This is a genomic window from Candidatus Pantoea floridensis, assembly GCF_900215435.1.
Lineage (GTDB): Bacteria > Pseudomonadota > Gammaproteobacteria > Enterobacterales > Enterobacteriaceae > Pantoea > Pantoea floridensis.
Genome location: NZ_OCMY01000001.1, coordinates 1,109,048 through 1,124,478 on the forward strand (window position 1 = coordinate 1,109,048; position 15,431 = coordinate 1,124,478).

The window sequence follows — 15,431 nt, forward strand, 5'->3', positions numbered from 1 at the left end:
CTGTCAAACAGTAGGGTGAGGTGCCCGGTTCCGCGAGGGGCAGCATAGCAGCATTTCGAACGATTGTTAATCTGTTTACAAAAAAGCAACATAAACCCGATATATCACTGCCTAACCCCCCTACGGCCACTCAACTATAAGGCCTGACGGAGTAAGTCAGGGCTGAAAATCCATTACCTGAGGCTATTGCTCATTAAGAATGGATAGCTATGGTTAATGGAAAAAGCCCGGGAATTTAACAATCTCGTTAATCTATCCGGCTGCGTTAAGATCCCAGGGCTGATGAGGCGTTAATTGAATTTTGGTAGCCAGTGATAGGGTATTCTCAAATCCCATGGACGCGGCTTGCCATGAAAACAGCAAATACGCGTATTCATTGGTAGCTCTCCAGGCTTAGGATTTGCGGAATGCATGACATGCGCTTTATAGCTGACGACTTGATCAAAAAAGACACTCTGCCATGCCGTAATCCCTTCCATTTCGCGCGAGATAAAACCCTGATCGCCCCAGCATTCTGGCGTGCTGCAGTGATTCATATGTTCTTCTGGATTTTTCAGGAAGGCAGACCATACGCGCGCTTTCGCCTCATGAGGGATAAACATTAACCCGCTGCCAAATTGTTGTGGATTATAAAAGTCTTTCAACATCATCGGGCGATGAACGCTGAGCATTCCCGTGATGTCGCCGGTAATGACCGTATCGAGATCAAGATAAAATATATCGTCGGGAATATCTGGACGGAAAAGTTCCATTTTCGCCCACCATCCCGGCCAATCATATTGAAGCGGAATAGTTTCAATTCCTTCAATATTTACATCAGAAAAACATACAATCCTATATCCTTTAGGTAACTGACGATGAAGCCAATGCACATGGCGAGCATTGTATTCACCACCACTGCGCAAAACCATTGCAATAATCATTATATATATCACTCATAATTAGGCTGAAGACTAAACCTGAAACACCACCCTCATCCTGAGGTTTGTTAGCAGCGTAAATCAAGATTTGAACTCATCATTTCACATATGGATTTATTCAACGCATCTTAAGCGTTGATAATAAAATACACATGACTGCATGAATCATTTGATTATTGTTATTTAGCAATAGGCATTCAAGATTATTTTGGGGGGAAGGAGAGGAATAATTATATGCCATCAGTAATGACTTATTAAGCTATCAGTTATTTCTTATTATCCGGAAAGAAGTTATTACATACACCTGTTAATTCTAAATCAATGCGTGACAATGCATAACGATTAAAAAAGTAATCCACCGAAAATATTATTATCGCTATTTTATGCATAAAAAAACGGCCGCTCTGGGCCGTTTTTTAGCAATAAGCTCGCTTAGGTAAGCTTATTTCTTTTTCGCTTTCGGATTCGGCAGGTCAGTGATGCTACCTTCGAACACTTCAGCCGCCAGGCCGACAGACTCATGCAGCGTTGGGTGCGCGTGAATGGTCAGTGCGATATCTTCGGCATCACAGCCCATTTCAATCGCCAGACCAATTTCACCCAGCAGCTCGCCGCCGTTGGTACCGACAATTGCGCCACCGATGACACGGTGCGTTTCTTTATCGAAGATCAGCTTGGTCATACCGTCGGCACAGTCAGAAGCGATCGCACGGCCTGAAGCTGCCCACGGGAAGGTGGACACTTCGTAGCTAATGCCTTTCTCTTTCGCTTCTTTCTCGGTCAGGCCAACCCAGGCAACTTCTGGCTCGGTGTAGGCGATAGATGGGATCACTTTCGGGTCGAAGTAGTGCTTGAGACCGGAGATCACTTCTGCCGCTACGTGGCCTTCGTGCACGCCTTTGTGCGCCAGCATTGGCTGACCCACAATGTCACCGATAGCATAGATGTGCGGTACGTTAGTGCGCATCTGCTTATCGACGCGGATGAAGCCGCGATCGTCCACTTCCACGCCCGCTTTACCGGCATCCAGGCCTTTACCGTTCGGTACGCGACCAATGGCCACCAGCACCGCGTCGTAGCGCTGTGCATCGGCAGGTGCTTTTTTGCCTTCCATTGAAACGTAGATACCGTCGTCTTTCGCTTCAACCGCGGTGACTTTGGTTTCCAGCATCAGGTTGAATTTCTTGCTGATGCGTTTGGTGAACACTTTCACCACGTCTTTATCGGCAGCCGGGATCACCTGGTCGAACATCTCAACCACGTCGATCTCTGAACCCAGCGCTTTATAAACGGTGGCCATTTCCAGGCCGATGATACCGCCACCCATAACCAGCAGACGCTTCGGCACTTCTTTCAGTTCCAGCGCATCGGTAGAGTCCCACACGCGCGGATCGTTGTGCGGAATAAATGGCAGTTCGATTGGACGAGAACCGGCCGCGATAATCGCGTTGTCGAAGTTGATGGTGGTGGCACCACCTTCACCTTCTACCACCAGCGTGTTCGCACCGGTGAATTTGCCGAGGCCAGTCACCACCTTCACTTTACGACCTTTCGCCATACCCGCGAGGCCGCCAGTGAGTTGGTTAATCACCTTCTCTTTCCAGCTACGAATTTTGTCGATGTCAGTTTGCGGCTGGCCAAACACGATACCGTGCTCTTCCAGGGCTTTTGCTTCGTCAATCACTTTGGCGACGTGCAGCAGCGCTTTTGACGGGATACAGCCTACGTTCAGACAAACACCGCCAAGGGTGCTGTAACGCTCAACGATTACGGTTTCCAGACCTAAATCAGCGCAACGGAAGGCTGCAGAGTAACCTGCAGGACCTGCCCCAAGTACCACGACTTGAGTTTTAATCTCTGTACTCATCATGACCTCTTGTTTGATTACCGGCAGTCAGGAGAAAGCTTTTCCCAAGCTCTAATGCCCTATATCCGCCGGGACATTTCACCGCGAGAGTTTACAGAATTGTTAACAAACTGCCAACCGCGGCAACATTGAATGCTTACAACAAGGCCGGCATTCGCCGGCCTTGATTAACTTCACATCACCAGACGGCGGATGTCGGACAGCGTGTTGTTGATGATGGTGATAAAGCGCGCACCATCAGCACCGTCGATCACGCGGTGGTCGAAGGAGAGTGAGATTGGCATCATCAGACGCGGCTCAAACTCTTTTCCGTTCCACACCGGCTCCATCGCTGACTTGGAAACACCGAGGATAGCCACTTCCGGCGCGTTAACGATCGGCGCGAAGTGCGTGGTACCCAGGCCACCAAGGCTGGAGATGGTGAAGCAACCGCCTTGCATATCGCCTGCCGTCAGCTTGCCATCACGCGCTTTCTTCGAAATCGCCATCAGCTCGCGAGACAGTTCAGTGATGCCTTTCTTGTTCACATCTTTGAACACCGGAACCACCAAACCGTTTGGCGTATCCACCGCCACACCGATGTTGATGTATTTCTTCAGCGTCAGTTTCTGTGCATCTTCAGACAGTGAACTGTTAAAGCGTGGCATCTGCTCAAGCGACGCAGCAACCGCTTTCATGATGAACACCACTGGCGTGAATTTCACATCCAGTTTACGTTTCTCCGCTTCAGCATTCTGCTGTTTGCGGAAGGCTTCCAGATCGGTGATGTCGGTTTTGTCGAAGTGCGTAACGTGTGGGATAACCACCCAGTTACGGCTCAGGTTGGCACCCGAGATTTTCTGGATACGGCCCAGTTCCACTTCTTCGATTTCGCCGAACTTACTGAAGTCCACTTTCGGCCAAGGCAGCAGACCAGGCAGGCTTCCGCCGCTGGCTGCAGCAGCCGGAGCCGCTTCAGCGCGTTTCACCGCGTCTTTAACGTAAGACTGTACGTCTTCTTTCAGGATGCGACCTTTACGGCCGGTGCCTTTGACTTTCGCCAGATTAACACCGAACTCGCGCGCCAGGCGACGAATCACCGGCGTTGCGTGCACGTAAGCATCGTTCTCAGCGAACTCACCCTTAGCATCCGCTTTCGCAGGCGCTGGCGCAGCGGCAGGTTTGGCCGCTTCGGCTGCCGGAGCGGCTTCCTGCTTCGCTGCTGGAGCCGCAGCCGGTGCCGCGCCTTCCACTTCGAACACCATGATGAGTTTACCGGTGCTGACTTTATCGCCCGTTGCCACTTTCAACTCTTTCACGGTACCGGCGAACGGTGCAGGCACTTCCATTGACGCTTTGTCGCCTTCAACCACGATCAGTGATTGCTCAGCCGCCACTTTGTCGCCCACTTTCACCAGGATCTCGGTAACTTCAACTTCATCGCCACCAATGTCCGGCACGTTGACGTCTTTCGCGCCAGCGGCCGCAGGGGCTGCTGCTGGAGCCGCTTCCTGTTTGGCGGCTGGAGCCGCAGCAGGCGCTGCGCCTTCTGCGTCGAACACCATGATCAGTGAACCGGTATTCACTTTATCGCCGGTGGCGATTTTGATCTCTTTCACCACACCCGCGAACGGTGCAGGGACTTCCATCGAGGCTTTGTCGCCTTCAACGGTGATCAGTGACTGTTCAGCTTCAACTTTGTCGCCCACTTTCACCAGGATCTCGGTAACTTCAACTTCGTCGCCGCCGATGTCCGGTACGTTGACCTCTTTACTGACCGCAGCAGCGGCAGCAGCTGGAGCAGGAGCGGCTTCCGCTTTCTTCTCTTCTGCTGGCGCTGGCGCCGCTTCTGCGGCACCTTCTGCGTCAAAGATCATGATGAGTTTGCCGGTTTCCACTTTGTCACCGGTTGAGATTTTGATCTCTTTCACCACGCCGGCCTGCGGCGAAGGCACTTCCATTGAGGCTTTATCGCCTTCTACGGTGATCAGCGACTGTTCAGCTTCAACTTTGTCGCCCACCTTCACCAGAATTTCGGTGACTTCAACTTCGTCTGCCCCGATGTCCGGCACGTTAATTTCAATAGCCATTACTCTCTTACCTCTTAAGCCAGACGCGGGTTAACTTTATCGGCGTCGATGTTGAACTTGGTGATTGCTTCTGCCACCACTTTCTTATCGATTTCGCCGCGTTTAGCCAGCTCACCCAGCGCAGCCACAACCACATACGATGCATCCACTTCGAAGTGGTGACGCAGGTTTTCACGGCTGTCTGAACGACCGAAGCCGTCAGTTCCCAACACGCGATAATCGCTGGAAGGCACGTAGCTGCGAACCTGTTCTGCGAACAGCTTCATGTAGTCGGTTGATGCCACGGCCGGCGCTTCGTTCATCACCTGCGCGATGTACGGTACACGTGGCTCTTCGGTTGGGTGCAGCATGTTCCAGCGCTCGCAATCCTGGCCATCACGCGCCAGCTCGGTGAACGAGGTCACGCTGTAGACGTCAGAACCGATGCCGTAATCTTTCGCCAGAATCTGCGCGGCTTCACGCACGTGACGCAGGATGGAACCTGAGCCCAGCAGCTGTACTTTGCCTTTGCTACCGTCTACGGTTTCCAGCTTGTAGATACCCTTACGGATACCCTCTTCCGCACCCTGCGGCATCGCCGGCATGTGGTAGTTTTCGTTCAGCGTGGTGATGTAGTAGTAGATGTTTTCCTGCGCTTCGCCATACATACGCACCAGGCCATCTTGCATGATGACCGCCACTTCGTACGCGTAAGACGGATCGTAAGAGATACAGTTCGGAATAGTCAGCGACTGAATGTGGCTGTGACCATCTTCGTGCTGCAGACCTTCGCCGTTCAGCGTGGTACGACCGGAGGTGCCGCCGACGAGGAAGCCGCGCGCCTGCTGGTCGCCCGCCAACCACATCAGATCGCCGATGCGCTGGAAGCCGAACATCGAGTAATAGATGTAGAACGGAATCATCGGCAGGTTGTTGGTGCTGTAAGAGGTCGCCGCCGCCAGCCAGGATGAACCTGCGCCCAGCTCGTTGATCCCTTCCTGCAGAATCTGGCCTTTCTCGTCTTCTTTATAGTAAGCAACCTGCTCGCGGTCCTGCGGGGTATACTGCTGACCGTTCGGGCTGTAGATACCAATCTGACGGAACAGACCTTCCATCCCGAAGGTACGGGCTTCGTCCGCGAGGATCGGAACCAGACGATCTTTGATCGACTTGTTCTTCAGCATCACGTTCAGGGCACGCACAAAGGCGATGGTGGTAGAGATCTCTTTGTTCTGCTCTTCCAGCAGCGGACGGAACTCTTCCAGGGTTGGCATTTCCAGCTTCTCGCTGAATTGTGCCTGACGCGTTGGCAGGTAGCCGCCCAACTTCTCACGCTGACCGTGCAGATAGTTGTACTCCTCAGAGCCTTTTTCGAAGGTCACGTACGGCAGCTCTTCGATTTTCTCGTCAGCAACCGGCACGTTGAAGCGATCGCGGATGTAGCGAACGCCATCCATGTTCATCTTCTTAACCTGGTGCGCGATGTTTTTACCTTCGGCCGTGTCACCCATACCATAGCCTTTAATGGTATGCGCCAGAATCAGCGTTGGCTGACCTTTGGTTTCCTGCGCTTTTTTCAGTGCTGCATAGACTTTCTTCGGATCGTGGCCGCCGCGGTTCAGGGCGAAGATCTCTTCGTCTGACCAGTCTTTAACCAGCGCGGCGGTTTCCGGATATTTACCGAAGAAGTGCTCACGCACGTAGGCGCCGTCACGGGATTTGAAGGTCTGGTAATCGCCGTCAACGGTTTCGTTCATCAGCTGAATCAGCTTGCCGCTGGTGTCCTGACGCAGCAGCTCATCCCAACGACCGCCCCAGATCACTTTGATCACGTTCCAGCCAGCACCGGCAAAGATGCCTTCCAGCTCGTTGATGATCTTGCCGTTACCGGTGACCGGGCCATCCAGACGCTGCAGGTTACAGTTGATGATGAACACCAGGTTGTCCAGCTTCTCACGGGTAGCGATGGTGATCGCACCTTTGGATTCCGGCTCATCCATCTCGCCATCACCAAGGAAGGCATAAACGGTTTGGGCTGAGGTGTCTTTCAGACCGCGATGCTCCAGATACTTCAGGAATTTCGCCTGATAGATCGCCGACAGCGGGCCCAGGCCCATAGAAACGGTCGGGAACTGCCAGAAGTCTGGCATCAGTTTCGGGTGCGGATAAGACGACAGGCCGTTGCCATGCACTTCCTGACGGAAGTTGTTCATCTGCTCTTCAGTCAGACGACCTTCAAGGAACGCACGTGCATAGATGCCTGGAGAGATATGACCCTGGAAGTAAACCAGATCGCCACCGTCTTTGTCGCTACGCGCGCGGAAGAAGTGGTTGAAGCACACTTCATAAATGGTCGCGGAAGACTGGAAGGAGGACATATGGCCACCCAACTCCAGATCTTTCTTCGACGCACGCAGCACCGACATGATGGCGTTCCAACGAATTGCGGAACGGATACGACGTTCAAGAGAGGTGTTGCCCGGGTATTCCGGCTCATCTTCAACAGCAATAGAGTTAATGTAGTTGCTGATTGCAGAGGAACCTGCGGCAACTTTCACGCCACCTTTGCGTGCTGCACTCATTACCTGATCAATCAGATACTGCGCGCGCTCAACACCTTCTTCACGGATGACCGATTCGATCGCTTGTAGCCAATCACGAGTTTCGATCGGATCCACGTCATTCTGTAAACGTTCTGACATGGGGTGTATTCCTTATCTGTGTCTAATACGTTGAAATTATCAGGAGCCTGTCTGCTTGTGCTTTGCTTCTGGTTCACAGCACAAGAAGACAGGCCCGTCGTGTTTTCCGCACGTTCGTTGCCGTGCGTTATTCCTTACGTTGCTGTAAACGACGCAGGGAGCGTTCACGACGACTCTGCTCCCGACTTCTATCCAGCAAGATTTCCTCAATGAACGCCAGGTGACGATGAGAGGCCTCGCGTGCTTGTTCTGGCTCACGAGCCACAATCGCCTCATAAATACTGGCGCGGTGACCGCTCACTTTCGCCAGCATTTCCCGGCGAGCGTAGAGCAATTCAAAATTCTGGCGGACGTTTTGTTCCAGCATAGGGCCCATGGAACGCAGCAAATGCAGAAGCACCACATTATGGGCTGCTTCTGTGACAGCGATCTGATACTTCATCACCGCATCAGCTTCGGCGTCGAGATCGCCGCTGTCCTGTGCCTGCTGAATATGAACATGGCAGTCGCGGATGCGCTGCAGATCTTCATCGGTACCCCGTAGCGCCGCGTAGTAGGCAGCAACACCTTCCAGCGCATGGCGGGTTTCCAGCAGGTCAAACTGAGATTCTGGATGTTCGGCAAGCAGACCGACCAGCGGGTCGCTCAGGCTTTGCCAGAGATTTTTCTGGACGAAGGTGCCACCGCCCTGACGGCGCATCAGCAGGCCTTTGGCTTCCAGGCTCTGAATCGCTTCGCGCAAGGATGGACGTGAGACATCAAACTGTTTCGCCAGTTCGCGCTCGGGGAGCAGTTTTTCACCCGGCTGGAGCGTCCCTTCCATAATCAGGGATTCCAGCTGCTGCTCAATCGCATCGGAGAGCTTGGGTTGGCGAATTTTACTGTAAGCCATCTTCCCTTCTTATGAGCCAAACGTCCGGAGTAAATTGGTAATACCAATTGAAAAATAGTGCCCGTAAAGTAACAAAGTATTCACCTTGTGTCTATATGGTCGCGGTCACACTTCAGGGGAAGAATGCTGTGGGAATGCGCTAACTTACCGGCATAAAGCAAGAAATTTCCTGGGTGAGGTAAATGTTAATAAATTGCACTTTTACCAAACCTTACACTGAGTTAGCACCTTCATCCTGGCTGAGATATAAGGGAAAGCTATTCGTGTTTTCGCCAGGTTCGTGGCAGAAATAATTTGCGCAGTGCCCAGAGGATGCTGCTGCTTTTTCAGTCATCTCTCAGCACAAAAAGCAAAAGCAGGTGCAAAGCGGCGCGCTTATCACTATTCTGGACGCCTTGGTAGCTCACGCATGCACACAGCACGCCAGATACCGTAAAGAAAAGAGTACATTAGGATAAACAGCCTTACAGTGCGCGCACTGCAGGTGCACAATAACAACATCACGAGGTTTGTATGGAACAACAGCATGGCGACACGCTGCATCGCGGCTTAAAGAATCGCCATATTCAGCTGATTGCGCTGGGCGGAGCCGTAGGTACTGGCCTGTTTCTGGGCAGCGCATCAGTGATTAAATCGGCCGGTCCTGCCGTTATTCTCGGCTACGCGATTGCCGGTTTTATTGCCTTTCTGATTATGCGCCAACTGGGTGAGATGGTCGTTGAAGAGCCGGTTGCCGGTAGCTTCAGTCACTTCGCCTACAAATACTGGGGCAACTTCGCCGGTTTCGCCTCAGGCTGGAACTACTGGGTGCTGTACGTGCTGGTTGCCATGGCTGAATTGACCGCCGTCGGCAAATACGTGCAGTTCTGGTGGCCAGATTTCCCCACCTGGGCCACGGCTGCCATCTTCTTTGTGCTGATCAACGCCATCAACCTGACTAACGTAAAAGTCTTTGGTGAGATGGAGTTCTGGTTCGCCATTATTAAAGTCGTCGCCGTTATCGGCATGATTCTGTTTGGCGGTTGGCTGCTGTTCAGCGGCAACGGCGGCCCGCAGGCCAGCGTAAGCAACCTATGGAATCAGGGTGGCTTCCTGCCGCACGGCATGACCGGACTGGTCATGATGATGGCGATCATTATGTTTTCGTTTGGCGGCCTTGAGCTGGTGGGCATCACCGCCGCCGAAGCCGACAATCCAGAAGAGAGCATTCCCAAAGCCACGAACCAGGTGCTGTGGCGTATCCTGATTTTCTATATCGGCTCACTGGCCGTGCTGCTGTCACTGCTGCCGTGGACGCGCGTAACCGCCGATACCAGCCCGTTCGTACTGATTTTCCATGAGCTGGGCGATGCCTTTGTGGCGAATGCGCTAAACGTGGTGATCCTGACGGCGGCGCTGTCGGTCTATAACAGCTGTGTTTACTGCAACAGCCGCATGCTGTTCGGTCTGGCACAGCAGGGCAACGCGCCTAAAGCATTGCTGAAAGTCGATAGTCGCGGCGTGCCGGTGGCAACGATTCTGGTCTCTGCCGTCGCGACGGCCCTCTGCGTACTGATTAACTATCTGATGCCTGGCGAAGCCTTCGGCTTGCTGATGGCGCTGGTGGTATCTGCGCTGGTAATCAACTGGGCGATGATCAGCCTTGCGCACCTGAAATTCCGTAAGAAGAAAGATCAGCAGGGTGTCACCACGCGCTTTAAAGCGGTGCTGTATCCGCTGGGTAACTGGGTTTGCCTGATCTTCCTCGCGGGCGTTCTGGTGATTATGCTGATGACGCCTGGCATGGCGATTTCGGTATGGCTGATTCCGGTCTGGCTGGTGATCCTGGGTATCGGCTACACCATCAAAAACAAACTGCAAAAAGCTTAATGTTTCTCTCTGCCCGGCACGCCGCTGCCGGGCAGTTCCACCGATCTGGCTCACACTTTTCCCCGCCCGCGCGTTTTGTCCATCTACCTAACCATTTGCTCCCCAGCAGATTACTGATTTAGCACAGATAATTCCTGCTCATCTTGTCGCTGGAGACGATCAATGAAAGGAGCAGCCCTCTCGTTCCGGGAGAAACTGGGGTATGGCATGGGTGATGCCGGATGCAACATGATTGGCGGTGCTATCATGTTATTCCTCAACTATTTCTACACTGATGTGTTTGGATTAGCGCCGGCGCTGGTCGGCACGCTGTTGCTTTCGGTGCGCGTACTGGATGCCGTCACCGATCCGATCATGGGCGCGATTGCTGACCGCACTCAAAGCCGCTGGGGCCGTTTCCGCCCGTGGCTGCTGTGGGTTTCCGTGCCTTACGTGCTGTTCAGCGTCTTGATGTTTACCACGCCGGACTGGAGCTATGACAACAAAGTTATCTGGGCATTTGTCACCTACTTCCTCATGTCGCTGACCTATACCGCCATCAATATTCCTTACTGCTCGCTGGGCGGTGTGATTACCAACGATCCCGGCGAACGCGTGTCGTGCCAGTCTTATCGCTTTGTGATGGTGGGCGTCGCCACGCTTATTCTTTCGCTTTCGCTGCTGCCGATGGCCGAATGGTTTGGCGGCGACAACAAAGCGCGTGGCTATCAGTTGGCGATGAGCGTGCTGGCGCTGATTGGCCTGGCGATGTTCCTGTTCTGCTTTGCTACCGTGCGTGAACGCATTCGGCCTGCGGCGCCAAGCAACGATGATTTGAAACAGGACCTGCGCGATGTCTGGAAAAACGATCAGTGGGTGCGTATTTTGCTGCTGACCTTCTGCAACGTTTGCCCTGGCTTCATTCGCATGGCTGCCACCATGTATTACGTTACCTGGGTGATGGGGCAGTCGACGCACTTCGCCACGCTGTTTATCAGTCTTGGTGTTATTGGCATGATGTTCGGCAGCACGTTGGCGAAAATCCTTACCGATCGCTGGTGCAAGCTGAAAGTGTTTTTCTGGACCAATATTGCGCTGGCGCTGTTCTCCTGCGGTTTCTACTGGATCGATCCGCACGCCACCGCGGCGGTGGTCATCGCCTATTTCCTGCTGAATATCCTGCATCAGATTCCATCACCGCTGCACTGGTCGCTGATGGCCGACGTGGATGATTACGGTGAATGGAAAACCGGCAAACGCATCACCGGGATGAGCTTCTCCGGCAATCTGTTCTTCCTTAAAGTCGGGCTGGCGGTGGCGGGTGCGATGGTTGGTTTCCTGCTGTCGATTTATGGCTACGATGCCGGTGCAAAACAGCAAGCGCCCAGCGCCATTAACGGCATTATGCTGCTGTTTACCGTGATTCCGGGCGTGGGTTATCTGATTACCGCTGGCGTGGTGCGCCTGATGAAAGTGGATCGCCAACTGATGCGTACCATCCAGGCCGATCTGGCGCTACGCCGTGCCCATTCACCTCACCTATCCCCTGTCGTGTCCTCAGCGACTTCGCAACCTGGAGAGATCAAATGAGCTGGCCCAACCCTTTTATTACCCAACGCGCCGATCCCTTTATTCTGCGCCACGCGGATGGCTACTATTTTATCGCCTCGGTGCCAGAGTATGACCGGCTGGAGATTCGCTTTGCGCCCACGCTGGCTGGCCTCATTGATGCGCAAGCCGTTACCGTATGGCATAAACCGGATACCGGTCCGTTCAGCGCGTTGATTTGGGCACCGGAGCTGCATCACATTAATGGGCAATGGGTAATCTATTTTGCTGCGGCGCCCACGCGTGAGATCAAGGACGGTCTGTTCCAGCACCGCATGTATGCGCTGGTGTGCAATGATGCCGATCCGCTCAGTGGCAACTGGCAGCCCTGCCGCCGCGTACATACGCCCATTGACTCCTTCGCTCTGGATGCCACCTACTTCGCACACCAGGGTAAACACTGGTATCTCTGGGCGCAGAAAGATCCGGCCATTCCCGGCAACTCTAATCTCTATCTCGCCGAGTTACTCAATCCGTGGACGTTGAAAAGTGCGCCTGTGATGCTGAGCCGTCCCGAATATGAGTGGGAGTGCGCGGGATTTAGCGTCAATGAAGGACCGGCGGTGATTCAGCACGGCGATAAGCTGTTTGTCACCTATTCCGCCAGTGCGACCGATGAAAATTACTGCCTGGGCATTTTAAGCATCGATATATTGGCCGATCCGCTCAACCTCAGCGCCTGGCGCAAATCGGCGCGGCCGGTATTTGCTACCAGTTGGGATAATCAACAATACGGGCCGGGGCATAACAGCTTTACGGTGGATGAAGCAGGAAGAGATGTGCTGGTGTATCACGCACGTAATTACACCGAAATTGAAGGCGATCCGCTGTGGGATCCAAATCGTCATACGCGATTGAAATACTTCCATTGGCGCGAAGACGGCACACCCGATTTCGGCGTGCCGCCGGCCGATCACACCAGCGTGCCGTAAATGGTCAACAGCGCTACCACCACCACCAGCACTAAGGAAATGCGTTTTGCCAACGCCACCGCAATACGTGGCGTTTCCACCTTATCCATATGCGGATCGCGCGCCAGTGAGAACTGCGCCAGGCTGGTCAGCACCTGATACTGTGGGCGATGCAGATCGCCCAAGGCGGCAAACCAGGCTGGCAGCGCGCGCTCGCCGTGTCCAAGGAGCGCGTAAGCTACGCCGGCCAGCCGCACAGGAACCCAGTCAAGCAGGTGCAGCAGGCGATCAACCCCGGACTGCGAGCGTTCCAGCGGCGAATGATGTCTTGCCAGCCAGCTCTGCCAGGCACGCAGAAATGCATAACCCACCAGAAGTACCGGACCATAAGGACCGCCGACCACAAACCAAAACATTGGCGCAAGATAGTAGCGGAAGTTAATCCAAATCAGCGCATTCTGCAGTTCACGCAAGAACTCACGCTCACTGCACTCCACCGGCACGCCGTGAATCAGCGTCAGCTCAGCGGCCATCGCCTTGTGGGCAGCTTCATCATCATGGCTCGCGGCCTTGAGATAGCTGTGATAATGCAAGCGTACCGAGCCCGCACCGATACACAGCAACCCCACGACAATCCAGAACAGCAATTGCGCCACACCAAACAAAATACCTTTTAGGCTCCACACCACCAGCCAGACAATCAGCATCGCGATGACGGTCATGACGACTGTGCGCAACAACGAAAAGCGCTGGCGTCCACGGAACAGGGCCTCAAGCCGATGATCCAGCTGCCAATGTTCACCTAACTTAAAAAGGCGCTCCCAACCTAAAACTAATAACAAGCTAAACAACGTCATACCTGCTCCTGCTGTCTCAGGGATTCTTTTGCCTGATGGACTCTCTATAGCGCAACCAGTCAAAAGCGGGACCGGGATCCGTTTTTCGCGCTGGTGCTATATCGCTGTGACCGGTGATGCGCGCGGGCGTCAGCGGATAATGCTGTAATAACAACGATGTCACCTGATGTAAGGTGGCATATTGCGCGTCGGTAAAGGGCAACGTATCGGTGCCCTCCAGTTCGATGCCTATCGAAAAATCGTTGCAGCTCTCGCGCCCTTCAAACTGCGACACCCCAGCATGCCACGCACGCTGGTCAAAAGAGACATATTGCACCAGCTCGCCATCGCGGCGAATCAAACAGTGCGCTGCCACGCGTAGATGGGCGATATCGGCAAAATAGGGATGTGCATCGGCAGGTAGCGTGCCGGTAAACAGCCGATCGATCCACGGCCCACCAAATTCACCCGGCGGCAAGCTGATGTTGTGAATCACTAACAGCGAGGGAACTTCATCATTCGGACGCTGATTAAAGTGCGGTGAAGGTACTTTGCGTGCGCTGGTAATCCAGCCCTCTTCCAGTTTCATGCCGTTAAATCCTAAGCAAAATCAGGCTGAGAATAACATGTTTCAGACTAGGGGCTTGCGACTTAATGCGCCCGCCTATGTGAGTTCAGGATACTAAACATTTCATTGGTGATAACTGGCAATAGATGATAAACCACGCTAAGGTGAGCGCACGAAATTTCGTCTTGTAGAGTGGTAAAACCATGGCAACGCGTCGTTACGATCCCGATCAACGCCATCAGGCATTGATTAAACGAATTGAACAGGACATCCCCGAAGCCGTATCCCGCGCGCTTCAGGAGGATTTAGGGGGTGAAATTGATGCCGACCGTGATATCACCGCGTTGCTGCTCCCCGCAGAGAAACAGGCTGTGGCACAAGTCATCACACGTGAGCCCGGTGTTTTTTGTGGTAAACGCTGGGTGGAAGAAGTGTTTATTCAACTGGGCAACAGAGTAACGATAAATTGGCAAGTTGAAGATGGCCAGGCCCTCGTTGCCGATCAACCGCTATTTGAGCTTACCGGCCCGGCGCGCCTGCTTCTAACGGCTGAACGTACCGCACTTAATTTCGTGCAAACGCTGTCAGGCGTTGCCACCGAAGTCAGTCGCTATGTCGCCCTGCTGCAAGGCAGCGAAACCCAACTGCTTGATACGCGCAAAACATTGCCTGGCCTGCGCACGGCATTGAAATATGCGGTGCTGTGCGGTGGCGGTAATAATCATCGTTTAGGTTTGTCGGATGCTTTTTTGATCAAAGAGAACCACATTATTGCCAGCGGTTCGGTGCGCAACGCAGTAGAAAAAGCGCTGTGGCTTTCACCCGATGTGCCGGTAGAAGTTGAGGTTGAATCCATCGCCGAGCTACAGGATGCCATTGATGCAGGTGCAGATATCATCATGCTGGATAACTTCAGCCTTGAAATGATGCACGCAGCGGTGGTGCTAACCAATAAGCGCGCGTTGCTCGAAGTCTCCGGTAATGTGACGGAAACTACCCTGCCGCACATTGCGCAGACGGGTGTCGACTATGTTTCGGTTGGTGCGCTGACCAAACATGTGCACGCGCTGGATCTATCGATGCGCTTCCGCGAGTTGTGATTTCCTCTCTCCGCCGCCTTAGTCGTGCGGCGGATTTGCGTGATGACTTCCACATTTCTGCTTTCTCACCTGCAATTCTGACGATTCTTTGCGCGTCGCTTTCCAACCTCGTGCAGACCTGACTTCCGCTT

11 protein-coding genes are annotated in these 15,431 nt (G+C 53.5%); 4 read left to right on the top strand and 7 right to left on the bottom strand.

The window, feature by feature from the left end; all coding sequences use genetic code 11:
* Positions 1-290: 290 nt before the first annotated feature.
* The 5 genes from CRO19_RS05300 to pdhR all read right to left on the bottom strand — a co-directional run bounded on the left by CRO19_RS05300 (position 291) and on the right by pdhR (position 8,429).
* Entirely contained in the window at positions 291-923 is a 633-nt protein-coding gene (locus tag CRO19_RS05300; protein WP_097094914.1) for a hypothetical protein, read from the bottom strand.
* Positions 924-1,362: 439 nt separating this feature from the next.
* A complete protein-coding gene (gene lpdA / locus CRO19_RS05305; protein ID WP_008108560.1) occupies positions 1,363-2,787 on the bottom strand; it encodes a dihydrolipoyl dehydrogenase in 1,425 nt (474 codons plus the stop codon).
* 173 nt (positions 2,788-2,960) lie between these two features.
* Positions 2,961-4,856: a pyruvate dehydrogenase complex dihydrolipoyllysine-residue acetyltransferase gene (gene aceF, locus CRO19_RS05310; protein WP_097094915.1), complete on the bottom strand. Its 1,896-nt coding sequence runs from the start codon at positions 4,854-4,856 to the stop codon at positions 2,961-2,963.
* A gap of 14 nt (positions 4,857-4,870) precedes the next feature.
* Entirely contained in the window at positions 4,871-7,537 is a 2,667-nt protein-coding gene (gene aceE / locus CRO19_RS05315; protein WP_097094916.1) for a pyruvate dehydrogenase (acetyl-transferring), homodimeric type, read from the bottom strand.
* Between the two features lie 127 nt (positions 7,538-7,664).
* Positions 7,665-8,429, bottom strand: a complete 765-nt coding sequence (pdhR, locus tag CRO19_RS05320; RefSeq protein WP_097094917.1) for a pyruvate dehydrogenase complex transcriptional repressor PdhR — start codon at positions 8,427-8,429, stop codon at positions 7,665-7,667.
* A gap of 513 nt (positions 8,430-8,942) precedes the next feature.
* On the opposite strand from pdhR, the gene aroP reads away from it, so the two are divergent.
* The 3 genes from aroP to CRO19_RS05335 all read left to right on the top strand — a co-directional run bounded on the left by aroP (position 8,943) and on the right by CRO19_RS05335 (position 12,817).
* Positions 8,943-10,298 carry an aromatic amino acid transporter AroP gene (gene aroP, locus CRO19_RS05325; protein WP_097094918.1) on the top strand — a complete coding sequence of 452 codons (1,356 nt, stop codon included), beginning with the start codon at positions 8,943-8,945 and terminating at the stop codon, positions 10,296-10,298.
* Between the two features lie 162 nt (positions 10,299-10,460).
* Positions 10,461-11,867, top strand: coding sequence for a glycoside-pentoside-hexuronide (GPH):cation symporter (locus CRO19_RS05330; protein ID WP_097094919.1), 1,407 nt, complete (start codon positions 10,461-10,463; stop codon positions 11,865-11,867).
* On the top strand, positions 11,864-12,817 hold the full coding sequence (locus tag CRO19_RS05335) for a glycoside hydrolase family 43 protein (RefSeq protein WP_097094920.1): 954 nt from the start codon (positions 11,864-11,866) through the stop codon (positions 12,815-12,817). The genes CRO19_RS05330 and CRO19_RS05335 overlap by 4 nt, the downstream gene beginning before the upstream one ends.
* On the opposite strand, the gene ampE is transcribed toward CRO19_RS05335, so the two are convergent.
* Both ampE and ampD read right to left on the bottom strand, forming a co-directional pair.
* Complete coding sequence (gene ampE / locus CRO19_RS05340) at positions 12,799-13,653, bottom strand: beta-lactamase regulator AmpE (protein ID WP_097094921.1); 855 nt, start codon at positions 13,651-13,653, stop codon at positions 12,799-12,801. The two genes, CRO19_RS05335 and ampE, sit on opposite strands and share 19 nt — an antisense overlap.
* Before the next feature lie 16 nt (positions 13,654-13,669).
* Positions 13,670-14,221: a 1,6-anhydro-N-acetylmuramyl-L-alanine amidase AmpD gene (gene ampD, locus CRO19_RS05345; protein WP_097094922.1), complete on the bottom strand. Its 552-nt coding sequence runs from the start codon at positions 14,219-14,221 to the stop codon at positions 13,670-13,672.
* A gap of 182 nt (positions 14,222-14,403) precedes the next feature.
* On the opposite strand from ampD, the gene nadC reads away from it, so the two are divergent.
* Complete coding sequence (nadC, locus tag CRO19_RS05350; RefSeq protein ID WP_097094923.1) at positions 14,404-15,300, top strand: carboxylating nicotinate-nucleotide diphosphorylase; 897 nt, start codon at positions 14,404-14,406, stop codon at positions 15,298-15,300.
* Positions 15,301-15,431: the final 131 nt, after the last annotated feature.

Coding starts and splice junctions, on each gene's coding strand:
- CRO19_RS05300 (WP_097094914.1), bottom strand. CDS start 923: ATGATTATTGCAATGGTTTTGCGCAGTGGTGGTGAATACAATGCTCGC.
- lpdA (WP_008108560.1), bottom strand. CDS start 2,787: ATGAGTACAGAGATTAAAACTCAAGTCGTGGTACTTGGGGCAGGTCCT.
- aceF (WP_097094915.1), bottom strand. CDS start 4,856: ATGGCTATTGAAATTAACGTGCCGGACATCGGGGCAGACGAAGTTGAA.
- aceE (WP_097094916.1), bottom strand. CDS start 7,537: ATGTCAGAACGTTTACAGAATGACGTGGATCCGATCGAAACTCGTGAT.
- pdhR (WP_097094917.1), bottom strand. CDS start 8,429: ATGGCTTACAGTAAAATTCGCCAACCCAAGCTCTCCGATGCGATTGAG.
- aroP (WP_097094918.1), top strand. CDS start 8,943: ATGGAACAACAGCATGGCGACACGCTGCATCGCGGCTTAAAGAATCGC.
- CRO19_RS05330 (WP_097094919.1), top strand. CDS start 10,461: ATGAAAGGAGCAGCCCTCTCGTTCCGGGAGAAACTGGGGTATGGCATG.
- CRO19_RS05335 (WP_097094920.1), top strand. CDS start 11,864: ATGAGCTGGCCCAACCCTTTTATTACCCAACGCGCCGATCCCTTTATT.
- ampE (WP_097094921.1), bottom strand. CDS start 13,653: ATGACGTTGTTTAGCTTGTTATTAGTTTTAGGTTGGGAGCGCCTTTTT.
- ampD (WP_097094922.1), bottom strand. CDS start 14,221: ATGAAACTGGAAGAGGGCTGGATTACCAGCGCACGCAAAGTACCTTCA.
- nadC (WP_097094923.1), top strand. CDS start 14,404: ATGGCAACGCGTCGTTACGATCCCGATCAACGCCATCAGGCATTGATT.